The sequence below is a fragment of the Aeromonas sp. 1HA1 genome (assembly GCF_029237385.1).
GTDB classification, from domain to species: Bacteria; Pseudomonadota; Gammaproteobacteria; order Enterobacterales; family Aeromonadaceae; genus Aeromonas; species Aeromonas popoffii.
This window is the reverse complement of the sequence record NZ_JAACGC010000013.1, coordinates 55,682-79,701: the sequence shown is the minus strand read 5'-3', so window position 1 is coordinate 79,701 and position 24,020 is coordinate 55,682. Positions and strand designations below refer to the sequence as shown.

Sequence of the window (24,020 nt, the reverse complement as noted above, 5' to 3'; positions counted from 1 at the left end):
CGGGTTTTGCGGCGTTTACCATTGAACTCGCTATCCGCGAAGGTGAGCTGGTGACTCATGCTGAACCTCATACCTGATGCCAAGTGGGATTCATGATCTCACATCAGGGACTTGTTCGCACCTTCCCAAGGCATAGCGCCCTCAGCTACGTCTCTGCCGCTCTCTCACCATGCGCATTTTGCGCTTGGCTCTTTGCAAGATGCGATGCGCTTCAATTCAGGACGCGAAGAGAGCTGGAGCCAAGTAATCAGAAACCGGCCGTATTCAGCTGACTACGGGATCGCCACCACAGAAAACATAAAAATATAACCAGCTGATTATTAATGTATTTTGTCTCATTCCGGATGGCTTTCGCCCCTATTTTGGGGCTTTTTTCATCCTCTGGCATAGTCGCTGCATTGTCCTAGTCAGACACTACTCAATGGAGGACGGAACATGAAACTTCAACCTTTGGCATTGTTCCCCTTGCCTTCCCACGTACTGCCAGGTGGCAAGCTTCCACTGCGTTTGTTTGAACCACGCCACCTGCAGATGCTCAAAGAGTCATTCATCAATGACCAGGGCTTCGGCATAGTGATGGAAGAAGCGACCACCACGGGCAAGTCCGGGCGCATCCTGCCGGTCGGTACCCGGGTGAAGGTGACCGATTTCTACACCCTGAATGACGGCCTGCTCGGCGTAACAGTGCTCGGCATGGAACGTTTCTGCATCCATGAGATGGAAACGGACGAGATGGGATTGCGCCGGGCCAAGGTCGAAGCGCTGCCCAACTGGCCGAGTGCCCACTCAAACTTCAGTGACAAACAGTTGGTCATCCGGCTGCGGGAAGTGTTCGAGCAGTATCCGGAGCTCGACGAGCTCTACCCCGACAAGCAGTTTGACGATGCGACCTGGCTCTGCCAACGCTGGCTCGAAATTCTGCCCATGCCCATCTATGAAAAACAGATGTTGATTGCCAAACAAAATAGCGAAGCGGCTCGTCAATTCTTGCGCCGACTGATCACACAGTGAGTCAAAAAGAACATTGCAAAATGCGAATATTCCCATAATGAAAATAACATTTTCGCATTTTGCAAACGTCGGCGATAGATAACAGCAATAACACAGCCGCAAGCCGCATAAACAGGTTCTGAAAAGTTGGCACGACTTTTTCATATAGAACCGTACAACCCGATTTATCCCGTGCTCTCTTCAGTATTTGCTGAAGAATTGGTCAACCACCCAGGTTGACCATTTTTTTTACCTGCGATCCGCCAGCGCGGGGCTGATATGACGCTGCAGGCACTCTCTCAGTCGCATCAGACTGATGGGCTTGGCCAGAAAATCATCCATTCCCTGAGCCAGACAACGGGCCCTGTCTTCGGCCATGGCATTGGCCGTCAAGGCCACTATGGGCACCTTGCAACCCAGTTCCCGCAAGCAGCGAGTCGCCTCCAGTCCATCCATCTGTGGCATCCGCATATCCATCAGGATGAGGTCCGGCTGCTGCTCCGCTACCTGCGCCAGCGCCTCCAGGCCATTGGCTGCAAGCCGTACCCGGCTTACCAATTTTTGCAGCATGAGGGACACCACCAACTGGTTGACCGGGCTGTCTTCCACCACCAGCACATCCAGATCCTGAATGGGCAGTTGATCCGGCTCGGGCCGGCTGCTGCACTCGCACGGCAGTGCCATGCCGGGCAACTCGAACCAGAAGCAACTGCCCTGACCAGGAGCGCTCTGCAGACGGATCTCCCCACCCATTAACTCCACCAGCCGTTTGCTGATGGCCAGCCCCAGCCCTGTCCCGGAGAAACGGCGGGTCGCCGAGCTGTCAACCTGGGAGAAGGGCTCGAACAGAAGCGCCTGATCCTCGGCCGAGATGCCGATCCCGGTATCGGTGACCGACACCCGCAACCGTTGCTCGTACCAACTCAGTTGCAACAAGACGCTGCCCTGGCTGGTGAACTTCACCGCATTGCCGAGCAGGTTGCTGATCACCTGTGACAGCCGCACCGGATCCCCCTGCAGCTGGGGTGGCACCGCCTCATCCACCCGCCAGCGCAGGACTATGCCCTTGCTCCTGACACGCTCTTGCAGCGGTTCGATCAGGGATTGGCACAGCTGGGCAGGGAGCAGGGTCTCGCAATAAAACTCCAGGGTATGGGATTCTATTTTCGAGAAGTCGAGCACATCGTCGATGATGGTCTGCAGCAGACGAGCCGAGTGGGTGGCATGTCCGAGCAGGGTCTGCTGCTGAGGCTCGAGCTGGGCATGTTGCAACAGATCCAGCATGCCCAGCACCGCATTCATAGGGGAGCGGATCTCGTGGGTCATCATGGCCAGGAACTGCGACTTGGCGCGGTTGGCCGCCTCTGCCTCATCCCGTGCCCGGGCCAGCTCCTGCTCGCGGCGGATCTGGTTGCCCACATCCCGCGCCGTGCCCCGATAGCCGATGAAGATACCGGCAGTGTCGAAGCAGGGCTCGGCATTGATCTCCATCCAGCAGGGCCCGCTGGCCAAGCTGACCTGGGCTCGCACCGCCCGTACCGGCAGATGCTGCTCGATGAGGCGGCGGTACTTGCCCCACTCGGGATCCCGCCGATCATAGACGTAATCGTAGAGACTCTGACCGGGCGGATGCGCTTTCACATCCCCCTGATAGCCAGGTGCCGACACATAGCTGAGCCTGTGCTCTGTGTCCGTCTCCCAAAACCAGTCGGAGGCCATTCCGGCGAAGCTGCGAAAACGCTGCTCGCTGGCCTGCAGTGCCAGCGTCTTGAGCTCGACCTGCTCCTGCAAGCGGGCACGATAGGCGATGTTGACCAGCGCCTGGGAGATGAGCGGACGGCAGCGTTGCATCGCCGCCTTGCTCTTGAGATCGAAGGTGCCCATCACAGCGTGACGACAGATGAGGACGCCGGAGAAACCGGGCGCGCGCAGCCCCGTCATCATGACGCTGGCCCAGCCGGCTACATCGGCCAGTGGCGCCAGCTCAGGCAACTGGGTCGGATCATAGATGACCAGGGTCTCACCCTCGATGGCGCGAGAGAAGAGCGGGGTCAGCGGCCAGTGTCGCCCCACTTCACCATCCTGGGTGCTGAGGTGGGTGATGCCGTCGCCAACCTCCCAGGCCACCACATCCGCATGTTCGAAACCAATGAAGGGCTTGAGCACCTGAATAAGGCTGTCCAGCACCTGCTCCAGGGTCTGGGCATCGGCCAGTGTTGCGACCCCGCACAGCAGGGTCTGCGACTCCTGGCGGTACTTGACCTCGCGCTCCCGACAACGCACCAGCTCCACCAGCGTGGTCTGCAGCTTGTCACCCAGGGCTTCCAATTCCGTATTACCTATCATCTTGTTTCCAGCGCCATATATCAGCTGTCGAGGAAGATCACACTCGATACCATCAGGTTGCCGTGTGCCAGCTCACCGTGGGGCAGACGCCCCTGCTCACCGAAGGTAAACGGGGTAATGAAGGGGATGTCCCCCAGCCGAGTGTGAAATTGATCGACAAATTGGCATAAGCTATCACCAAGAGCCAAGCGACAACCAGCACAAAAGATCACAAGGGCCCCGAACGGCCGCATCTCAGCGCTCATGCCGTACTCGGGTTCGATGTGAGTCGCATTCAGACTGCGCTGCAGCAGCCCCTCCTGACTGCTGTACATCAGCAAGAGTCGCTCGCCAAGCTGGATATCGGTAAAGAGGCGCAATCCGCCACCTTCTGTCACCACCTCGGGATGGGATAGCTTGTAATAGGGCATGTCGTCCAGGGTGCCCACCTGGCGGGCCAGCGGCGAGAGGGTGGTATCCCGCAATATGGGGCCCACCGGCCAGGCAGTGGTTCGCCCGGTCCAGCGAGCGTAGACCTCAGCGGCGGGCTCATGATCTATGGTGAGGATCTCGCGCCCCGCCAGGGCTGTGATGGTACCGCGATGCTCGGTCGGGACATAGCCCGAATGAAACTGAAACGCCAGTTGGCAATCGGGATAGAGCACCGCCAACACGACTCCCTCACGGGCACTGCCCTCATCCCAGCACAGCTGCCAATCGCCGCTGACACTGTTGTCCGCTGCCGAGCCTCCCACGACAGGGACGCTCGTTCCAAGCTCTGCTTCAATGCTGGCCAGCATCGCCTCCTCCTGGCCCGGGCTGGCGTGCAACAGGATGAGCTGAGGCAGCTCGCCGGGACGCCCGCCATCGGCGATGGCGGCACGCAGCAACTGGCGAATATCCACGTCCTCCCCCGCCTGCCCTGCCACCCCGTAGGCGCCCTTGCCATCGTAGAGAGCGGCCACTGCCAGCCCTATCCCCTGACGGGCGTGGTGGCCAACCTGGGTCATGACGCCGCCGCAGGAGCTACAACCGATCAGTCGGGTCGTCGGAAACTGTTGCTTGAGGTGACGACGCAGTTCCTCGGCATCGTGCGCTTGGGTAAAATAGACCAATAACAGTGAAGGGGAATGGGGCGATTGAGCGAGCAGCCGCTCACTGACCTGCCGGGCAGCCAGCAGGGGGGTCTCTTCAAGAGAGTGAGCCGTCAGAAAGTTCAACACCATCTCCTAGTTGTTCGTGATGCTAGGGGTAAGCAAAAATCATACCTTTATCAAACAATTATCTGACTTTATGGGCTAGAATGGCCCTCAAATGAGCCCAACCAAAGGACTGCTGCATGTGGCAGAAAAACATCAATGACTTTGATCGGGTCGTCGCCATCGGTGGCGGCCACGGCATGGGCCGCGTGCTCTCTTCACTCTCGTTTCTCGGCCAGCGGCTGACCGGCATCGTCGCCACCACGGACGATGGCGGATCCACCGGGCGCCTGCGCAAGAGTCAGGAGTGTATCGCCTGGGGAGATCTGCGCAACTGCCTCAATCAACTGGTGACCGATCCCAGCATCGGCAGCCTGTTATTCGAATATCGCTTCGCCGGCCGCGGCGAGCTGGCGGGTCACAACCTCGGCAACCTGATGCTGCTGGCGCTCGACAACCTCTGCGTGCGTCCCCTTGATGCTATCAAGCTCATCAGTGACATGCTGAAAATAGAGTCACAATTGTTACCCATGTCAGAGTTTCCCACCGACCTGTGTGCCCACACCGTCTGTGGCAAGCAGATCCTGGGAGAGGTTTCCATCGATCAGCTCGATACGCCACCCCTCTCCCTGAGTCTGAGCCCGGAAGTGCCGGCGACTCGTGAGGCGGTGCAGGCGCTGGCTCAGGCCGACATGATCATACTCGGGCCAGGCAGCTTCCTGACCTCCATCATGCCTCCCCTGCTGCTGGCCGAGGTGGCACAAGCCATCAATGAGAGCGATGCCATGCTGGTGTTCATCTGCAATCTGGTGGCCGAGAGCGGGCCTGCCAGTCAGCTGAGTCTGCTCAACCAATGGCGCTGGCTGGAGTCACGAGTCGGTACGGGTCGCGTCGATGCTATTCTGGCGCCCGCTGGGGAATATCCGGCCGAGTTGGCCAGTCGCCTGATCCAGGCCGAGCTGGGCGAGGCCGAACTCCCCCACCGCCACGACAGACTGAAGCTCAAGCTGGCGCTGGATCGGGTGATCCAGCAACTGGTCAATCAACGCTAATGACAGCTATGCGCAGCGGCGAACCGGCTGGTTCCCCTGCGCAGCAAGCTCAGTGGTAGTTGGCAAGGTGAGAGAGCACCTGGGGCAAAGATTGCTCCAGCTGGGTCAGTAGCCGGGCGACGTCGTCGGCATCTTCATGTTTGCAAGCCAGCTCCAGTGCCGCCACCTGCTGGTAACTGAGCTGTGCGCCGTAGCTGCCACAGGAGGATTTCATGCTGTGGGCAAGCCGCGCCAGTGCGGGCCAATCCTGCCGCTCATAGAGTGGGCGCAGCTGGGCGAGCTGCTCACCCACCTCCTCGATAAACACCGAGATCACCACAGGCATCATCTCCTCGCCAATGTCTTCCGCCAGCTGTCGCAGCACCTTTTGATCCAACCATTCCATCCCTCAGTCCTCATTTGGCGGTATTCAAACAGAACATACTATAGATGCCTGGCGTGACAACGTCACTCCTCGCTCGCCTTCTGCTTGTCGACCGGCGAACGGCCGCAAAAACGAAAAATGTGATCCGGTTCTAGGAATGTGGCGATAGGCAGACCAGATTGAAACATAAATGTTGCCAACCAATTAACATTTATACAACACTGGTGGCAGTGAGAATGATGCGACTCAGCAACACCTCTCTCATCCCTTTTGCCTGTATGGCTGCTGCGAAGAACCAGGGTAGGATTCTACCCTGGTATTTTTTTATATTTAAATCAGCTAATTACCGAGTCTGACTGCCGCATACACGCTCACCCAGCCGAAACAGGCTGAACTCGCCGGGCGCCATCCTGACCCAGTTTTCATTGCCAGTCAGTGGACGGGTTGCGATCAGGGTCACCACGTCATCCGGGGTCGTCTCACTCTGGAAATCGATGGCTACATCTTCATCCAGCAACCTCGCCTCGCCAAAGGGCGCCCGCCGGGTGAGCCAGTGCAGGTTGTTGCTGCAATAGGTCATCACAAACTCCCCATCCGACAGCAGCATGTTGAATACCCCGAGCCCGCGCAACTCGTCACACAGGGTGGACAGATAGCGAAACATGGCGGGGAAGTTGGCGGGACGCTTGGGGTATTTCTGCTCCAGCCGGTTGAGTAGCCAGCAAAATGCATGCTCGCTGTCGGTGTCCCCCACCGGGCGGTGCCGCCCGGTAGCGAGTCGCTTGTAACCAGTCAACTGGCCGTTGTGGGCAAAGGTCCAGTAGCGGCCCCACAGTTCACGGGTGAACGGATGGGTATTTTCCAGCGACACGCAGCCCCGGTTAGCCTGCCGGATATGGCTGACTACAGCGCGGCTCTTGATAGGCAACGCCTGTACCAGCTTGGCTATCGGCGACTGGGCGCTGGGCTCGGGATCCTTGAAGGTGCGAAAACCCCTCCCCTCATAGAAGGTAATCCCCCAGCCATCCTTGTGGGGCCCCGTCTTGCCGCCGCGCAGCATCAGACCGGTAAAGCTGAAGCAGATATCGGTCGGCACATTGGCACTCATGCCGAGCAGTTCGCACATAACCAGCGGACTCCTTATTACTGGGCATCTTTTTTCAATCAGCAGGACCAGCCTGATGCAAAGCACCGCCGATCCCGCCGCTTATCAGGGCAGGTACAACCGAAATATGGCCTGGTGAGGCTCGCACATCCCGGCTGACGATACTTCCTTACTTGGCCATCTCTTTTTCGACCAGCTGGATCAGGATATGGATCACCTTGATATGCACTTCCTGAATGCGGTCTGCATAGCCAAAATGCGGCACCCGGATCTCGACGTCGGCCAGACCCGCCATCTTGCCACCATCCTTACCGGTCAGTGCTATCACCTTCATACCCTTGGCATGGGCAGCTTCGATGGCCTTGAGGATATTGCCCGAGTTGCCGCTGGTGGAGATACCAAGCAGCACGTCACCACGACGGCCGACCGCTTCCACATAACGGGAGAACACGTAGTCGTAACCAAAGTCGTTGGAGACGCAGGAGAGGTGGCTGGGATCCGAGATGGCGATACCGGCATAGCCAGGACGATTCTCGCGATAACGGCCGGTCAGCTCTTCGGCAAAATGCATGGCATCGCAGTGGGAGCCCCCGTTGCCACAGGAGAGCACCTTGCCTTCCTGCTTGAAGGAGTCGGCGAGCAGCTTGGCAGCGGCTTCAATGTTTTTCAGGTTCTGTTCATCTGCCAGGAACGCCTGGAGCACGCCGGCAGCTTCGGTCAATTCATTGCGGATCAGTTCTTGGTACATGATGTCTCTTCCAAAATGTGGGCGACGCCATTGTCGCACAAGCCAATCCAATCGTCGCCCCCCGCCCCTCAAGATGCCGCCGGCAGGACGTTATGCCGATCACATAGCCAAAGTAACAAGCTTGTAAACATCTTGATAAGTTTGTGCGTATGAATTACAACATGGGCCATGTTCAACAGGTCAGACCTCTGAATCAGTTAACCCACTTTTCACCCAACTTCGGCAACTCATGCAAGGAGCGAAATATGACGACGACACTCACTCTGCTCGGGGTGATCCTGGTGATCGGCGCCATGGCTTATCGCCGGGCGTCTCTGTTCACATCCACGCTTGCCACGGCAGCCGCACTTATCGCCGGCACATTCTATGGCCATGCCCCCCTGCTGGTGTGGGTACTGTTCGCCGTGATTGCCATCCCCCTCAATCTGGTGGATTTTCGCCGCAATCAGCTGACCAAGCCGCTGTTCAAGATCTACAAGTCCATCATGCCGGAGATGTCCCGCACCGAGAAGGAAGCCATCGAAGCGGGTACCACCTGGTGGGAAGCAGACCTGTTTGCCGGCAACCCGGACTGGAAAAAGCTGCATGCCATCCCGGTCAGTACGCTGTCAGCCGAAGAGCAGGCCTTTATGGATGGTCCGGTCGAGGAAGTGTGCCGTATGGTCAACGACTGGGAAGTGACCCACGAGCGGGCCGATCTCTCCCCCGAGGTGTGGCAATACCTGAAGGACAACAAGTTCTTCGCCATGATCATCAAGAAGAAATACGGTGGTCTGGAATTCTCCGCTTATGCTCAGTCCTGCGTACTGCAAAAACTGTGTGGCGCCAGTGCCGTGCTGGCTTCCACCGTGGGCGTACCCAACTCGCTCGGCCCGGGCGAACTGCTTCAACACTACGGTACCGATGAGCAGAAAGACCACTACCTGCCCCGTCTGGCAATCGGCAAAGAGATCCCCTGCTTCGCCCTGACCAGCCCGGAAGCCGGTTCCGACGCCGGTTCCATCCCCGATTTCGGTATCGTCTGTAAGGGCCAGTGGGAAGGGGAAGAGGTGCTCGGCATGCGGCTGACCTGGAACAAGCGCTATATCACGCTCGCGCCCATCGCCACCGTACTGGGGCTGGCCTTCAAATTGCGCGACCCGGATCACCTGCTGGGGGAAAACGAGGAGCTCGGGATCACCTGCGCCCTGATCCCCACTCATATCAAGGGTGTTGGCATTGGCCGTCGCCACTTCCCGCTCAACGTGCCGTTCCAGAACGGCCCGACCCAGGGCAAGGATGTGTTCGTCCCGCTGGATTTCATCATCGGTGGCCCGGCCATGGCCGGTCAGGGCTGGCGCATGCTGGTCGAGTGTCTGTCGGTCGGTCGCGGCATCACATTGCCCTCCAACAGCACCGGTGGCGTCAAGATGCTGGCCCTGGCGAGCGGTGCCTACAGCCGCATCCGTCGCCAGTTCAAGCTGCCCATCGGCAAGATGGAAGGCATTGAAGAGCCGCTGGCCCGCATCGGCGGCAACGCCTACATCATGGGCGCCGCCGCCAACCTGACCGTGACCGGTATCGACCTTGGCGAGAAACCTTCGGTCATCTCCGCCATCGTCAAATACCACCTCACCGACCGGGCCCAGAAGTGCATCATCGATGCCATGGACATCCACGGTGGCAAGGCGATCTGCATGGGCCCCAACAACTATCTGGCTCGTGGTTATCAGGGTGCCCCCATCGCCGTCACGGTGGAAGGGGCCAACATCCTGACCCGCAGCATGATCATCTACGGTCAGGGCGCCATCCGCTGTCACCCTTATGTGTTGCCGGAGATGCTGGCGGCTAGCCACCCTGACAAGGATCAGGCGCTGAAGGACTTTGACAAGGCGATGTTCAGCCACGTCGGCTTTGCCATCAGCAACCTGGTGCGCAGCTTCTGGCTCGGCGTTACCGGCGCCCGTTTTGCCTCTGCACCGTACAAAGATCAGACCAAGGGCTACTACCAGCAGCTCTCCCGCCTCTCGGCCAACCTGGCCTTCCTGTCAGACATGGCGATGGGCACCCTGGGTGGCGAGCTCAAGCGCAAGGAGCGGGTCTCCGCCCGTCTCGGCGACGTGCTGAGCCAGCTCTATCTGGCTTCCAGCGCCCTCAAGCGCTATCAAGACGAGGGACGCCAGCAGGCCGACCTGCCGCTGCTGCACTGGGCACTGCAAGATGCCATGTTCAAAGCACAAGAGGCGATCGACGAGCTGCTGCGCAACTTCCCGAACCGCTGGATTGGCTTGGCGCTGCGCGTCATAGTGCTGCCCCTTGGCCGTGACATGAAGCGTCCGAGCGACAAGCTGGACAGCCAGGTTGCCCGTCTGCTGCAAACGCCAAGCGAGACGCGCAGCCGTCTGGCCCAGGGCCAATACTTGACCCGCGAAGAGGGCAACCCCTTCGGTCTGCTGGAACAGGCGCTCGATGACGTGCTCTCTGCCGAACCGCTGTTTGAGAAAGTATGCAAGGCTGACGGTATCAAGCGTCCGTTTATGCAGCTGAACAAGGTGGCGGATGCTGGTCTGACGCTGGGAGTGCTCAACCAGACCGAGGCTGACCTGCTGCGCCGCGCCGAAGAGAGCCGCCTGCGCACCATCAACGTCGATGATTTCGACCCCATAGATCTGGTTGCCAACAAGGCCCTGTTCGAGCCTTCTGCCTATCACAGAGCAGCCTGACACACAGAAAAGTCGTCAAACGCCTCCCGTTGGGAGGCGTTTTTTATAGGCCCGGATCACGATAACAACAAAGAGATTTCATAGATCAAATTTTATTTCTCAATAAGTTTCCTATCCTTAGTGAAGCAGTTAATGTAAGCACAGGATCCCAAACAGGATTGCATGATGGATGACCAAATCCTGATTATTGACGATGACGATCTGCCCCTTCTCGATAACCAGCAGGCTGGATGGAAGGTGATGATTGTGGACGATGAACCCGAAGTGCATCGCATCACCAAGATCACCCTGAGCAAGTTTGAATTCGATAACAAACCCATTGAATTTTTGCATGCTTATTCAGCCGCACAGGCCAAGGAGTTGCTCGCCCAGACCCCGGATGTAGCCCTGTTGCTGCTCGACGTCGTTATGGAAGTCGATCACGCCGGTCTCGATGTGGTCAAGTTCGTGCGCGAGGATCTGCAGAACAAGATGGTGCGCATAGTGTTGCGAACCGGACAACCGGGTCAGGCACCGGAAGATGATGTGGTCACCAACTACGACATCAACGATTACAAGGACAAAACCGAGCTCACCTCCCAGAAGCTGCGAACCCTGTTGCGGGCCAGCCTGCGTTCATATCGCGATATACGTACCCTGGAGAGCAATCGTCAGGGGCTAGAGAAAGTCATCGAAGCCTCCAAGGGGATCTTTGAGAAACGGTCACTGCGCCAGTTTGTCGAAGGAGCTCAGGAGCAGCTAGATGCCCTGATCAATCAGGAAGAGTCCCAGATCTATGATGTAAAGCAGTTTACCTACGAGGTACGGGATCAGATCCTGGAGCCACTGCTGCCTGGCCATCCGTCCGTGCGGCTGGTCGATGCCCCTCTGATATTGCGTCAGGCCATGGCCAACCGGGCTACCGTCTATGACGGTAATCAGATGGTGCTCTACTGCCAGAATCCCCGTCATCACCTGCTGTTTCATATCGAGACGACCCGCCATCTCAGCCAGATGGACACGGGCCTGCTGAGCCTGTTTACTGAAAACATCATAGTGGCGCTGGAAAATATCCGGCTCAACGAAGTCATCGCCGACAACCAGCGCGAGATCATTTACCGCATAGGGGAGCTGGTCGAAACCCGCTCCAAGGAGTCTGGCCTGCACGTCAAGCGGGTCGCCCTCTACACCGAGCTGTTCTGCCTGTTGCTTGGTATGAGCGAAGAGCAGAGCGAGCTCATCAAGCGCGCCTCTCCCCTGCACGACATCGGCAAGGTAGGGATCCCGGATGCCATACTGCACAAGCCGGGTAAGCTGACCCCGGAAGAGTGGGAGATCATGAAGACCCACGCCCAACTGGGGCAGGATATGCTCTCCGGCAGCGATCTGGCGCTGTTCCAGATAGGCGCCACCATAGCCGGCAACCACCATGAGAAATGGAATGGCAGCGGCTATCCCCGTGGCCTCAAGGGCGATTCAATACCGCTCGAGGGGCGTGTGGTGGCGCTGGCCGACGTGTTTGATGCCTTGGGCTCGGATCGCTGCTACAAGAATGCATGGCCGCTGGATAAGGTGCTCGCGCTGATTGAAGAGGAAAAGGGGCAGCACTTCGATCCCCAGCTGGTGGATCTGATGCTGGCCAATCTGGACAAGTTCCTCAAGATCCGCGAGCAGCACAAGGATATCTACGTCGGGGATCACTGATCCTCCCTCACGCCAACCGGCCAGCAGCCACAGATGACAAAGCCGCCTCAACAGGGCGGCTTTGTCATTCAGGGCAGACTCTTACTGCTCGGGCAGGTTCAAGTCCAGCTTGGCCTCGGATTTGGCTCCCTCATTTTCTGCCTTCTGCGCAGCCATCGCCTTTTGCAATGCCCGGCGTTTTTTCAACAGGATGAACCCAACCCCGCCGAGCAGAGCCACCAGGATACCGACACCGCCCAGCAACCAGAGCAGCCAGCCGCGGCTCTCTTTCTCCTCAAATTTCACCTGGATGGGTACGGCTGCTGAGGCAACGGACGCGGCCGAAGGGGGCTGCGCCAGCACAGGCAAGATGTTGAATGACTTGGCCGGCAGAGTGACCTGGATCTCGCGGCCCAAGCGGGTAGTTCCGAACAGGGTGGCGGTCACATCATACTGGCCAACCTCCTTGATGGCGGAGAGATCGATCTCCACTCTGGGCTCGGTCGCCACCGCGCTGAACGCCATGCTGGCTCCGACGGTATTGGCAGCCTTGCCCTTGATGATCACGGAGGCGGGATCCAGCTCATCGCTGTCAATCAGGAAGGAGAGCCTGGCACCGTACTCTTTTGACGGCACCGCCAAGCTATAACCGACCGGTAGCGGGTAGATCAGCACATCCTGATGACGGGCCCGTGAGAAGACCTGATTGCCGGTGCTGTAGAGCGCTCTATACTTGCCGGCCGGGACATCCAATACCGCCTTGGCGGTCATGATGCCATCACCCGGCACCTCGTCGAGCCCCTTGCCATCATCGCGATAATGTCCAAGTAACTCATCCAGAATGGGCTCGCCCTGCTGCTGGGCATCGTTGAAGCGCTGCAGCTTCACCGTCATGCCGAGATCCGTGAGGTAGTAACCCTCTTTGGGCGGGGCATCGTCGATCAGCAACCAGGACTTGAGTTTGACGACTTCCCCCTGATAGAGCTGAGCCGGCAGCAGATCGGTTTCCAGTTTGATATTCGACAGGATCCGCACCCTGTTTTCAGGATCCACCTCGCCGATGGCCTGCCAGGGGCCCGGCATGGGGTCACGGATGGTGATGAGATCCTGATCCTTGAGTGCCAGCCAGCCCACATCGGGCGGGGTTACCTTACCGACATACAGCTTGCTGCCATCGGGCCTCACCAGTATCACCGAAGGGGTGCCCGGCTTGCGCGTCACTATGAAAGTGATCTCCTTCACCCCGTAATCGATGCGAAAGCGGTTATCGAGCAGGGGAATGTCAGAGGGGGCAAACACCTCGTTGGCTGTGACCGTCAGTGAGGTCAGCAGCAGCAGGCCACTCCATAGCTTACTCATTGCCGCCACAGGCAGGCTCCTCCTTTCTTCTGGACCAGATCCAGCCTCGCCTCGTGCACGGCTTCGATGTCGGCGCCGGCACGCACTACCTTGAGTGGTGGACGGTTGCTCTCCAATCGACGGATGCTGGTGTCCTGGTTGCGCTCGTTCTCCTGGCTTTCGGTGGCCAGGTTCAGCTTGGTCTGGCCACCCGTCATCAGCAGGTAAACGTCGGCCAGGATCTCCGCATCGAGCAAGGCCCCGTGCAAGGTCCGGTGGGAATTGTCTATGCCGTAGCGATCGCACAACACATCCAGGTTGTTGCGTTTGCCCGGGAAGAGATCCCGCGCCATCGCCAGGGTATCTGTGATGCTGCAGATATCCTTGGTCTTGAAGTTGAGTCCGAGCTTGCCGAACTCATAGTCCATGAAGCTCACGTCAAAGGGCGCGTTGTGGGCGATAAGCTCGGCGCCACGAATGAATTCGATGAAGTCGTTGGCGATCTGGCTGAACGGGGGCTTGTCGACCAGAAAGGCATCCGTGATGCCGTGCACCTGGATGGCCTCGGGATCCACCAGCCGATCCGGCTTGATATAGACGTGGTAGTGATTACCGGTCAGCTTGCGGTTGATCACCTCCACACAGCCGATCTCTATGATGCGGTGCCCCAGATAGATGGGGCCACCGGCGGTGTTCATACCTGTGGTTTCAGTATCCAGAATGATCTGGCGATTCAGTTGGGGTGTGTTCATGATCCAATCTATGTCAAACTTCGGCCTTACCCGCTAGTTTACCCCAAGACTCATGCTAAAAAAGATCGATTGCTCATGTTAAAACACATTGATTTATACACGGATGGTTCCTGCCTAGGCAATCCTGGCCCGGGTGGCTATGGCGCTGTCCTGGTCTATGGCGATCACCGCAAGGAGATTTCCGGTGGTTTTCGGCTGACCACCAATAACCGGATGGAGTTGATGGCCGCCATCATGGGGCTACGCACTCTCAATGCAGCCTGCCAGGTACGGCTCACCACCGACAGCCAGTATGTGCGCCAGGGGATCACCCAGTGGATCATCGGCTGGAAAAAGAAGGGATGGATGACCTCAAACCGCCAGCCGGTCAAGAACGTCGATCTCTGGAAGGCGCTAGATGCGGAAGTGGCCCGCCATCAGATAGAGTGGCTCTGGGTCAAGGGACACTCGGGTCACCCCGAGAATGAACGCTGCGATGAGCTGGCGCGAGATGCGGCCAGTGGCAAGCAGCTCGCCGAAGACACCGGCTATCAACCCTGATCCCTCTCTCAAGGGGTGACGAGCGTCTTTGACCCGAGAGGTCGAGAGTCGCTCGTCGAGGGTATGGGTTACCAGCCCTGACGCGCCATGCCCGGTGCCGCAATCGACTCAGGCAAACGCCAGCGACGGCGCACCGGGATGAGTGGAAAACGCCGTTTGCGCGCCGCTATCACATAGACAGATGCAAAGGGTCTGCAGTAATCCCGCCCCACACTCTCCCGCCACCAGCCAATCCGGCTCTGCTTGCCCATAAACGAATAGCCAAAGCGCTCATCAAACATCACCTCGCAACCAAGCAGGTGCAACCAGTCGGTAACCCGCGCCGGGGTGAACATGCGAGCCGACCAGGGCAGATGTTGACGCAGGAAAGGCAGACAATGACCGATACCGACCAGACTGAGCGGGTTATAACCGCTGACGATGAGCCAGCCATCGTCGGTCAGCACACGTTCGGCTTCACGCAGCACCTGATGGGGGTCGGGCGAGAAATCGAGGCAATGGGCGAGCAGACAGGCATCCACGCTGCCGGTTCGCACCGGCAAGGCCACTGGATCGCCCTTGATATCCAGCAGCCGACCACTGGTCGCCACCCCTATCTGGTGGCGTATGGAAGAGCAGCCACAGGAGAGCTCGGCGCTCAGGGCGCCGACTTTAAGCAGATGATAACCAAACAGATGTGGGCACCAGTTGTCGAGCCGCTCCTGGATCTCGGCCGCCACCCAGTCCCCCATGGGTAATGCCGACCAGCTGGTCGGGATCTCAATTTGTTGTTCGGTACGTGCCACCTGCATAATAGGGCTCAACTTGGGGTTCGAACGCCATCCAGTTATATAAGATACCCTCCATAAAGAGAAGCAGACTCATGTATACCGTTATCACAGTTCCAGCCTTTAACGACAACTACATCTGGTTGATCCGACACGAAAATCACTGTCTGGTGGTCGACCCGGGCGATGCGGTCCCCGTACTGGAGCGGCTGGCAGCGCTGGAGCTGCAACTCGACGCCATCCTGCTGACTCACCACCACCAGGATCATGTGGGCGGCGTCACTGCCCTGCTCACCCAGTTCCCTCACGCAAGGCTATATGGCCCCAAACATGATCCCATGCCCGAGCACCACGGTCAGTGGCTCGATGACGGGGATCAGATCAACTGGCATGGCCTGAGCCTGGATGTCATCCATGTGCCCGGCCATACCCGTGGCCACATCGCCTACCACGGCCATGGCATGCTGTTCTGTGGTGATACGCTCTTCTCCGCCGGTTGTGGTCGCCTGTTCGAGGGGACCCCGGCCCAGATGCATGACTCGCTGCAACGGCTCGCCGCCCTGCCCGACGACACCCTCATCTATTGTGCCCATGAGTACACCCTCTCCAACCTGCGTTTCGCCTACGCGGTCGAGCCTGACAACAGGGCGATCCAGCAGCGGATCGGGCTGATCAGCAAACTGCGTCAGCAGGGCCTTCCGAGTCTCCCCTCCCGGCTGGGGGATGAACGTGAGTTCAACGTTTTTCTGCGTTGCGAGCACGATTCTGTGAAATTTTCTGCTGAGAAATACGCCTTAAAATGCTTGGAAAATCCAGAGGATACTTTCGCCGTGCTACGCAGCTGGAAGGACGTTTTTTGAACAAACCTTGATCAGGGGGCCATTGCCCCTTATGATGCCAGCTGTTTTTCAAGAGATGACCTGAGCGAGATGAAGGTACGAACGGCCTTATTGACGGCGCTGTTTCTCAGCGGCTGCCAAAACCTGAGCCATCAGGATGACCGGGCGCTAACGGCAATCGAGCCGATCAAGTCCCCCCAAGTCAACAAAAAAGCGTATAAAAAACATTCTTCGCGCTTCCTGTTCGGTGACGAACAGATAGACGAACTGAATGACACCGAGAATCTGTGGGTGCGTATCAGCGAGGATATGCAGTTTGATCCACAGGATAACGACCGTGTCCGCCAGCAGCGTGATTGGTTGTTGCGCAATGATAAGCATCTGGCGACCATTGCCAGCCGGGCTGAGCCCTACCTGTATCTGATGGTAGAGGAAATCGAACGGCGTGAGCTGCCAATGGAGCTTATTACCATCCCCATGATCGAGAGCATGTTCGATCCCCACGCCCGCTCCCGTAGCAATGCGGTCGGGCTGTGGCAATTCGTCCCTGCGACCGGCAAGAACTTCGGCCTGCGCCACGACAACTGGTATGACGGCCGCCGCGATGTGCTGGCTTCCACCCATGCCGCGCTGGATTATCTGGAGTACCTGAACCGCTTCTTTGATGGTGACTGGCTGCAAACCCTGGCCGCCTACAATGCCGGTGAAGGGCGTGTGCGCAATGCCATAGTCCGCAATCAGAAGGCCGGTCGTCCAACCGACTACTGGTCCCTCGATCTGCCCCGTGAAACGCGCATGTATGTGCCCAAAATCCTGGCCATGGCGGACATGATACGCAACGCGGACAAATACAATGTCTCCCTGCCGGTACTGGCCAACAAACCTCAACTGCGGGTGGTCAACACCGGGGGGCAGATCGATTTGAACGTGGCCGCCCAGCTGGCGGGTCTGCGCCCGGCCCAGTTGAAAGAGGTCAATCCGGCCCTGAGCCGCTGGTCGACCTCTCCCCAGGGCCCTTATCGCCTGCTGGTGCCGGTCGAATATGCCGACACCCTGGAGCTGGCCCTGGCCGATCTGCCCCAGAGCGAGCGTATCCGCACCCGCTCCTACCAGGTAGCCAGTGGCGATACCCTCTCCCGCATCGCCCAGAACAACGGGGTGAGCGTGCAGCAGCTCAAACTGGCCAACAACCTGCGTGGCGACAACCTGCGCCGTGGCCAAACCCTGATGATTCCGACCGGTGGCAGCAAACAGGTCACCCGCCAGGCAGCCCAGAGCAAGTCGCAGCAGGTTGCCAGTCACAGCGGCAGCAAGATCCAGTACAAGGTACGTTCCGGTGACAACCTCTGGAGCATCAGCCAGGCTCACGGGGTGACTCATGATCAACTGGCCAAGTGGAATGGTCTTGATACCAAGTCGGCCCTGAAACCCGGCATGAAGCTGGTGGTCTGGACCAAGTAGGACAAGAGCAGCAACAAGTCCATGGGTTATCCGGTTGGTCGGGGTGGCTCACTCCCCTCCATCGCCGCCCGCTTTCAGGTCGCTGCGATGGATGTGATGCGCTGGAATCAGCCCGGCAAGAGCGATGACCTCAAGCCGGCTCAGGAGCTGACCCTGTTCGTGAAGAACAACAGCTGAGTGACCGTCACTTTATAAAAAAACACCCCGCCAAGTGCGGGGTGTTTTTTTTATCGGCGCCGAGGGCCATCAGGGAGTAATGGCCTGGGCCGCGAAGCGTGCAATGATGGGATTGTGATCCGAGGCGTCGGTCGCCGGACTGCTCACTTCCACCAGGTCCAGATTGCGGTAGTAGAGGTGATCCAGCGGACGGCCGAACGCGGTACGGCGCAGATCGGGCACCGGGATGGCCTCCTGCAGTCCCAGCTCGCCCACCAGCTTGTTCAGCCAGAATTCGCGCTTGTCGCTCCAGGTGTTGAAATCCCCCGCCAGAATGACAGGTCCCTGATGGCGATGGATGAGGGCGGTCAGATCATTGAGCTGCTCGCGAAAGGTGGCCATGCCCAGTTCGAAGTTGACCGCATGCAAGTTCACCACCAGCACACCGTCAGGATCGCCCTGCAAGGGGTACAGGCTGACCAGACCGGACTTTGGAATGCGTAGCAGCGGCTCTGGCGAACGAACGCCACAGACGAAGGCCTGTGGCGTTTTGGCGACCGTCATGACGCCAAACGAGACGCCACCCTGGGTGAATGCCTGCAACTGTTGCCACTGGAACTCACCAGCCTTGAGCCACTCCAGCATGTCCGGGTGGGTCGCCGACTCCTGCAGCAGCACCAGATCCTGGGATTTAGCATACTCATCCAACCCCTCGCGCCAGTTTTTACGTTGACCCTTGTAGAGGTTCCAGACAGTGACGCCAAACTCGCGGGGCAAGGCGGTGGAAGCCAGCGCCACCAGTGGCGGCTGCTGGCAATTGACGCCGGGAATGATGCCCTGTGCCGTCACCATATGATCCTGATCCGGCACCTCGAAACAACCGACCAACCCCAACGTCAGCAACGACGTTCCCAGAATGCGATAACTATTTTTCATTGGCTAACAACCACCTGCCTCTGCATTGTGTCATGACCATCACAAATGTCATCGCAACCGACTAGGCTCATGAATCGTGTCCGGCCGGCGCATCCAGAAGGAATTCAACGATGGCGAGACAGTACCAGTACCGCGTGACATTTTATGATCAACAAGGAAATTGTCATCAAGTGGATCTTTCCACCGTCTACCAGATCAGACGGGATCCCCAATGCGATCTCTGCCTGTTCGACAGTGAGCATTGTGTCGGTTCGGAAGAGATGCTGGAACGCATGATACGGCAAAAAACCGGCTTTGAGCAGGAATTATCCATCATCAACGCCCGGCTTATCTGAGCCGGATTAGACTGGAACCGGGCGGGATTTGCCCTGATCGTCGATGGCAACGTAGGTGAAAATCCCCTCGGTCACACAGTAACGCTGGGCTTCGTTTGCACGAAGCACCGGCTTGACCCAGACCTCCAGTTTAAGACGCATGGAGCTGCGGCCAATCTTCAGACAACGCCCATAACAACAAACCACATCACCGACTTTCACCGGGCTGTGAAAGGTCATGCCCTCGACAGAAACGGTACAAATACGTCCTTTTGCCAGCTCCTTGGCCATGATGCCCCCACCTATATCCATCTGGGACATGATCCAGCCCCCGAAAATATCGCCGTTGGGGTTGGTATCGGCTGGCATCGCCAGGGTTCTCAGCAACAGCTCCCCGTCAGGGTGACGTTTTGTATCTACCATCATTACCGCTCTCTCTATCATGGATGGCGGCATGATAGGGGGCGAGCCCCGCCTTGGCAAACCTCAATTACCCCACGGACCCAGCCCTGGCGCTGCATACCACCGCGCGGGAGACGATCCGTGAGCAGGCCAGACGTACCTCAGTTGCTCCGTGCTGCCAGCTCGGCAAACCAGTGGGCCGGATCGGGCCAGCGATAGGCAAAACCGAGGCGCTGACAGATGAGGCTGCCCTCGACCGGGGCAAAGATCCCTGCAGGCTCGATGAAGACGGGGGCCGGCAAGCCGAGCTGGCGGGCCGCAAAGGGATAAAATTGCTCGCGGCGCGGATGAACGGGGGCGCTCAGGTTGTAGGCATCCCGGTTTTCGCCTTGCGCCAGCATCAGCTGGCAAGCGGCCACCACATCATCCAGATGCACCAGGTTCACCGCCTGCCCACCCCCTTCCAGGGTCTTGCCCGCCAGGAAACGCCCGGGATGGCGCTCCGGACCATATAGGCCGGCCGGGCGCAGTACCATGGCACACTCCACACCTGCGTCCAGTACCGCCTGCTCGGCGGCCAGCATCCGCATACCACGAGCGTGGGCAGGGGCAGGCGGTTCATCCTCCCCTTGCCCCGGCGCCCATACCGAGGTGGCGCTCACGAACAGTACCCGCTGCACTCCCGTAGCTTTTGCCAGCTGGCACAGGCAGGCGATGGCCTCAGGGTAATCCTCTGTCTTGCTCGGCGGCACGCAGATCACCAGCTCGCGACACTGAAACGGCAGGGCCTCCAGCTGGACCGACAGTTGCAGCGGCCAGGCAGTTACCCCTTCGGCCGTCAGACGGGCGGCCTTCTCGGCCGAGCTGACCGTCACCACCACGGCCTTGCCTTGCGCCTGCAGCGCCCTAGCCAACGGCAGCCCCAGCCAACCCGCCCCCACTATCCCCGTCTGCTGTATACATTGTGTGGTCATTGGCAAAAATCCTGACAAAAAAAAACGGTCATCCATGATGACCGTCGAAAGTAACGAAGGAAATAGCTGGATTGACCAGTTACCTCCCACAGCGGGAAAATCGGGAGCGCAGGCTCCTAATTCGTGAGGCCTATGCTAGTGGCAGGCTGGCCAAAAAGCTTTGAAGCGGATCACAGTTGAAAAGGATTTCTGAAAACGCTTTCAATTTTTGGGCTACGCATAGACGAAGAATTGGCCCATTCAGGGCCAATTCTGTCTCGTCAGGCGACGGATTCGCGTCTGACCAGCTCGGCTTCGAACTTGAGCACCAGCCCGTCGACCGGCTTGTGATCCAGCAGGCGCAGGGCCAGCTCGGCCGCCCGGCCGCCCATCTCCTCGATGGGATAACGTACTGTGGTGAGTTTGGGGTAGATGTAACGGGCGTAGGGTATGTCATCGAAACCCACCACAGAGATCTGCTGCGGTATCTTGTAGCCCCGCTCCAGCAGGCAGGAGATGGCCCCCGCCACCATGGCATCGTTGAAACCGAGCACAGCGGTGAACTCGACGCCTCGCTCCAGCAGCTCACCCATGGCTACATAACCGCCATTCTCATCGGCGAAGGCTCGCCCAATCAAGGCAGGATCCAGCGCCAAGCCCGCCCGCTGCAGAGCGTAACGGTAGCCCGCCATCCGCTGCTGACCGTCGACGAACTGTTCGTCATCCGAGGTCACGAAGGCAATCTTGCGGTGACCCGCATCCAGCAGATGCTGGCAGGCGGTGGTGATGCCTGCCTGGTTATCCAGCCAGACACAACGATCCTCGGCACCCGGCACCTGGCGGTTGATGAAGACAATAGGGGTATTACCGGCCACCAGCTCGCTCAGCTCCTCGTCGGGCAGCGCCTTGCTGTGCAGGATCAGCGCATCGCACTGACGCTGCAGCAGCGCCTGGATAGCATGACGCTCGCGCACCGCATCGTGGTTGCCGGACATGACGATGGTGAACTTGTCCGCCTTGTCGACCATGGTCTCGATGCCGCGCATCATCTGGGCGAAGAAGGGGCCACCACACAGGTCCCCCACCAGAACGCCGATGCAGTTGGATCGCTTACTGACCAGCGCTTGGGCAAAACTGTTGGGACGAAAATTCAGTTCCTTCATGGCCGCCAATACGGCCTCACGCTTTTCTGGTGCCACCTGAGCCGTGTTGTTGATCACCCGCGACACAGTTGAAATGGACACATTAGCCAACCGAGAAACGTCTTTAATCGTTGCCACTATCAATTCCTTTGTTGGGGAAGCCTGTCTGTGTTGATCGGGCGATGATATCGAGCCTGTCAGACCAAGACATGGCGCCCGATCACCTGACTGGCTTCCTTTTGTCACAAAACCTTATGGGATAATAACCACTTTGGGGGAGGAAAGGGAATTGGGCAGCCGCCGCCGCGGCTGCCATCTCAATAAGCGTGACTCAGCTCGCGTTCGGACATGAAGCGCAGCGGTTGTTGCAGTTTGTGCTGATAGATGAGATCGAACGACAGCACGTTCTGCACGTAGTTGCGCGTCTCCTTGTAGGGGATGCTCTCGACCCAGACATCCATTGGCTTGTCAGTGCTCTGATCGCGCCAGCGTTTGACCCGGCCAGGTCCGGCATTGTAAGCCGCCGTTGCCAGAATGCGATTACCGTCATACACATCCAGCAGCCGCTTGAGATAGGCGCTGCCAAGGCGGATGTTCATGGCGGGATCGAACAGCTGCTGCTCGTTACGATAGGGCACCCCCAACTTGCTGGCGGTCTCCTTGGCGGTGGCTGGCATCAGTTGCATCAGACCACGCGCACCCACCGGCGATTCTGCCCGTGGATAGAGGGCGCTCTCCTGGCGCGATACCGCATAGAGCAAGCTCATATCCACCGAGCGCTCCCGCGCCATCTGGCTGAAGGTCTGCTTGTAGGGTTTGGGGAAACGCAACTCGATCGCATCCCAGGCTTCGGCACGGATGCTGGCCAGAATAGCCAGCTCATGCCATCCCTGATTGAGCGCTATGTGGCCAAACTCGATACGCTGGGCCACCGGGTTGCGATCCATGTTGTGGACCCACTCAGCGCGCGCCGCCGTGATTTCATTCATGTCCAGCAGCTCACGCACCCGCAGCAAGAAGGGCCAATGCTGAGTTGCAGTACGCCAGTCGGGTACCTTGGTGCCGGCGCTCTGGTTCTTGATCCGATATGGCACACCCGTGCGCTGAGCGGCCATGAAACCATAGAAACCGCGCAAGTTGGCCGTTTCCAGATAGAGATCCCACGCCGGTTTCTTTTGCCCCTGTACTTCCAACGAGCGCGCCAGCCAGTAACGCCAGCGATCCTCTTTCTGCAACGCCATCGGCATGCGCTTCACCCAGCCGGAGAGCCCGTGCCAGTCCTGCTCCCAGATGGCGAGCCGGGCACGCAGCTCCAGCAGATCCGGATCGACCAGCCGCACGACTGTGGCATCCACCCAACTGCGCTGGGAAGTGGATCGCGCCAGCAGCAGGCGACGGGCCACGGCTCGCTCCACCGGCTCCAGCTCTGTGGTGGTCAACCCGAAGCGCGTGCGCATCGTGGGCAATTGGCCCAGCACGGATTCGGGCTGCTGATTGGCATAACGGGCCAAGCCCAGCAGCAACAGCCGCTTTGAGGGGGCTGTGGTGGAAAAATAGGCCGGGTTCATCGCCTTGGCGGGCTGCTCGAACAAGGCGATCATCTGATCGGCGTAAGGCCGCATGCCGCTGCCAAGTTGGGCGCCCAGATGGCGTATCAGGTTGGGGTTTTCCGCTTCAAACGCCAAGGTCATGCGGGTCCAGACCTTCTCCTGGGTACGCAATCCAGCCTGCTGCCAGAGCTGGAACAAAGGGGTACAGGCATCGGGACGGGATTGGCCGCTCAACCAGAGCTTGCCCGCCTCCTGCAAGGCCTGAGTCTGGTGCCCCGTGTAGTAGCGCGCCTGATAGTGCATGCAGAGCAGATCGGTGGAGCTCGGCTTGGCCGGGTAGAAACGCAGGAACTGGGACCACTGCTGACTCTGGGCCAGATAGGTGAGGTAACTGCGTTCCAGCCGGTTGGATTGGGGCGTGTCACCGTGATCGCGAATGAAGCTGACAACCTTGTCATAGTCTGCCGCCCCGGGCCGGAAGGCCAGCTGGTAGTAATCCAGATAGGGCAACAAAGGATAATGGGTCAAACGGGCGCGAATTTGCTGGAAACGGGCCTGATCGTTGGCTCTTACTGCCTCATGGGCCTGACGGTAGAGGGACTGATCCATAGTCTGTGCTGCGACTTGCATCAGAAGTCCGGGCACGAACAGCGCCGATAATATGATTCCCTGCAGGGCTTTCACCAAAGACGTCTCCATTGCGCAGTAATACCACCGCCCGTT

The 24,020-nt window shown here is 58.7% G+C and carries 20 protein-coding genes and 1 pseudogene; 8 read left to right on the top strand and 13 right to left on the bottom strand.

The window, feature by feature from the left end:
* Window positions 1-435 precede the first annotated feature (435 nt).
* On the top strand, window positions 436-1,011 hold the full coding sequence (locus GWQ22_RS06820; protein WP_042034619.1) for an LON peptidase substrate-binding domain-containing protein: 576 nt from the start codon (window positions 436-438) through the stop codon (window positions 1,009-1,011).
* A 228-nt stretch (window positions 1,012-1,239) separates the two neighbouring features.
* Here GWQ22_RS06820 and GWQ22_RS06815 read toward each other — a convergent pair whose 3' ends face one another.
* Both GWQ22_RS06815 and GWQ22_RS06810 read right to left on the bottom strand, forming a co-directional pair.
* Window positions 1,240-3,336, bottom strand: a complete 2,097-nt coding sequence (locus GWQ22_RS06815) for an ATP-binding protein (RefSeq protein ID WP_275929829.1) — start codon at window positions 3,334-3,336, stop codon at window positions 1,240-1,242.
* 20 nt (window positions 3,337-3,356) lie between these two features.
* Window positions 3,357-4,541, bottom strand: a complete 1,185-nt coding sequence (locus GWQ22_RS06810; RefSeq protein ID WP_108535452.1) for an FIST N-terminal domain-containing protein — start codon at window positions 4,539-4,541, stop codon at window positions 3,357-3,359.
* A gap of 113 nt (window positions 4,542-4,654) precedes the next feature.
* Here GWQ22_RS06810 and yvcK point away from each other — a divergent pair, with 113 nt between their 5' ends.
* On the top strand, window positions 4,655-5,566 hold the full coding sequence (yvcK, locus tag GWQ22_RS06805) for a uridine diphosphate-N-acetylglucosamine-binding protein YvcK (protein ID WP_042034622.1): 912 nt from the start codon (window positions 4,655-4,657) through the stop codon (window positions 5,564-5,566).
* A gap of 49 nt (window positions 5,567-5,615) precedes the next feature.
* Here yvcK and GWQ22_RS06800 read toward each other — a convergent pair whose 3' ends face one another.
* The 3 genes from GWQ22_RS06800 to lpcA form a co-directional block, all read right to left on the bottom strand.
* Window positions 5,616-5,951: an Hpt domain-containing protein gene (locus GWQ22_RS06800; RefSeq protein WP_042034623.1), complete on the bottom strand. Its 336-nt coding sequence runs from the start codon at window positions 5,949-5,951 to the stop codon at window positions 5,616-5,618.
* A 322-nt stretch (window positions 5,952-6,273) separates the two neighbouring features.
* Entirely contained in the window at window positions 6,274-7,056 is a 783-nt protein-coding gene (locus tag GWQ22_RS06795) for a class II glutamine amidotransferase (RefSeq protein WP_212512425.1), read from the bottom strand.
* 148 nt (window positions 7,057-7,204) lie between these two features.
* Entirely contained in the window at window positions 7,205-7,783 is a 579-nt protein-coding gene (gene lpcA / locus GWQ22_RS06790; RefSeq protein ID WP_005309841.1) for a D-sedoheptulose 7-phosphate isomerase, read from the bottom strand.
* A gap of 245 nt (window positions 7,784-8,028) precedes the next feature.
* On the opposite strand from lpcA, the gene fadE reads away from it, so the two are divergent.
* A complete protein-coding gene (gene fadE / locus GWQ22_RS06785; protein ID WP_275929828.1) occupies window positions 8,029-10,485 on the top strand; it encodes an acyl-CoA dehydrogenase FadE in 2,457 nt (818 codons plus the stop codon).
* 165 nt (window positions 10,486-10,650) lie between these two features.
* The gene (locus GWQ22_RS06780) at window positions 10,651-12,168 is read left to right on the top strand and encodes an HD domain-containing phosphohydrolase (protein WP_275929834.1); all 1,518 of its coding nucleotides are present in this window, start codon (window positions 10,651-10,653) and stop codon (window positions 12,166-12,168) included.
* An 81-nt stretch (window positions 12,169-12,249) separates the two neighbouring features.
* Here GWQ22_RS06780 and GWQ22_RS06775 read toward each other — a convergent pair whose 3' ends face one another.
* Entirely contained in the window at window positions 12,250-13,506 is a 1,257-nt protein-coding gene (locus tag GWQ22_RS06775; RefSeq protein WP_275929827.1) for a TIGR03503 family protein, read from the bottom strand.
* Window positions 13,503-14,237: a DNA polymerase III subunit epsilon gene (gene dnaQ / locus GWQ22_RS06770; RefSeq protein ID WP_042034628.1), complete on the bottom strand. Its 735-nt coding sequence runs from the start codon at window positions 14,235-14,237 to the stop codon at window positions 13,503-13,505. Before dnaQ ends, GWQ22_RS06775 begins: the two co-directional genes overlap by 4 nt.
* Window positions 14,238-14,312: 75 nt before the next feature.
* Here dnaQ and rnhA point away from each other — a divergent pair, with 75 nt between their 5' ends.
* Window positions 14,313-14,777 carry a ribonuclease HI gene (gene rnhA, locus GWQ22_RS06765; protein WP_042034629.1) on the top strand — a complete coding sequence of 155 codons (465 nt, stop codon included), beginning with the start codon at window positions 14,313-14,315 and terminating at the stop codon, window positions 14,775-14,777.
* Window positions 14,778-14,845: 68 nt separating this feature from the next.
* Here rnhA and GWQ22_RS06760 read toward each other — a convergent pair whose 3' ends face one another.
* Window positions 14,846-15,568 (bottom strand): methyltransferase domain-containing protein, encoded by a 723-nt coding sequence (locus GWQ22_RS06760; RefSeq protein ID WP_212512470.1) that lies wholly within the window; start codon window positions 15,566-15,568, stop codon window positions 14,846-14,848.
* A 71-nt stretch (window positions 15,569-15,639) separates the two neighbouring features.
* On the opposite strand from GWQ22_RS06760, the gene gloB reads away from it, so the two are divergent.
* Together gloB and GWQ22_RS06750 are read left to right on the top strand one after the other, a co-directional pair.
* The gene (gloB, locus tag GWQ22_RS06755; RefSeq protein ID WP_108535447.1) at window positions 15,640-16,404 is read left to right on the top strand and encodes a hydroxyacylglutathione hydrolase; all 765 of its coding nucleotides are present in this window, start codon (window positions 15,640-15,642) and stop codon (window positions 16,402-16,404) included.
* 69 nt (window positions 16,405-16,473) lie between these two features.
* A pseudogene (locus tag GWQ22_RS06750) lies at window positions 16,474-18,021 on the top strand (LysM peptidoglycan-binding domain-containing protein).
* A gap of 69 nt (window positions 18,022-18,090) precedes the next feature.
* Here the strand turns inward: GWQ22_RS06750 and GWQ22_RS06745 are convergent.
* A complete protein-coding gene (locus GWQ22_RS06745) occupies window positions 18,091-18,936 on the bottom strand; it encodes an endonuclease/exonuclease/phosphatase family protein (RefSeq protein ID WP_042034632.1) in 846 nt (281 codons plus the stop codon).
* A 110-nt stretch (window positions 18,937-19,046) separates the two neighbouring features.
* Between GWQ22_RS06745 and GWQ22_RS06740 the strand changes: the two genes are divergently transcribed.
* Window positions 19,047-19,271, top strand: coding sequence for a hypothetical protein (locus GWQ22_RS06740; RefSeq protein WP_042034633.1), 225 nt, complete (start codon window positions 19,047-19,049; stop codon window positions 19,269-19,271).
* Window positions 19,272-19,277: 6 nt separating this feature from the next.
* Here GWQ22_RS06740 and yciA read toward each other — a convergent pair whose 3' ends face one another.
* From yciA to GWQ22_RS06720, 4 genes are all read right to left on the bottom strand, one after another.
* Complete coding sequence (gene yciA / locus GWQ22_RS06735; protein WP_084204563.1) at window positions 19,278-19,676, bottom strand: acyl-CoA thioester hydrolase YciA; 399 nt, start codon at window positions 19,674-19,676, stop codon at window positions 19,278-19,280.
* Between the two features lie 137 nt (window positions 19,677-19,813).
* On the bottom strand, window positions 19,814-20,626 hold the full coding sequence (locus GWQ22_RS06730; protein WP_275929826.1) for an SDR family oxidoreductase: 813 nt from the start codon (window positions 20,624-20,626) through the stop codon (window positions 19,814-19,816).
* A gap of 260 nt (window positions 20,627-20,886) precedes the next feature.
* Complete coding sequence (locus tag GWQ22_RS06725; protein WP_042034637.1) at window positions 20,887-21,885, bottom strand: LacI family DNA-binding transcriptional regulator; 999 nt, start codon at window positions 21,883-21,885, stop codon at window positions 20,887-20,889.
* 179 nt (window positions 21,886-22,064) lie between these two features.
* Entirely contained in the window at window positions 22,065-23,981 is a 1,917-nt protein-coding gene (locus GWQ22_RS06720) for a transglycosylase SLT domain-containing protein (RefSeq protein WP_275929833.1), read from the bottom strand.
* Window positions 23,982-24,020: the final 39 nt, after the last annotated feature.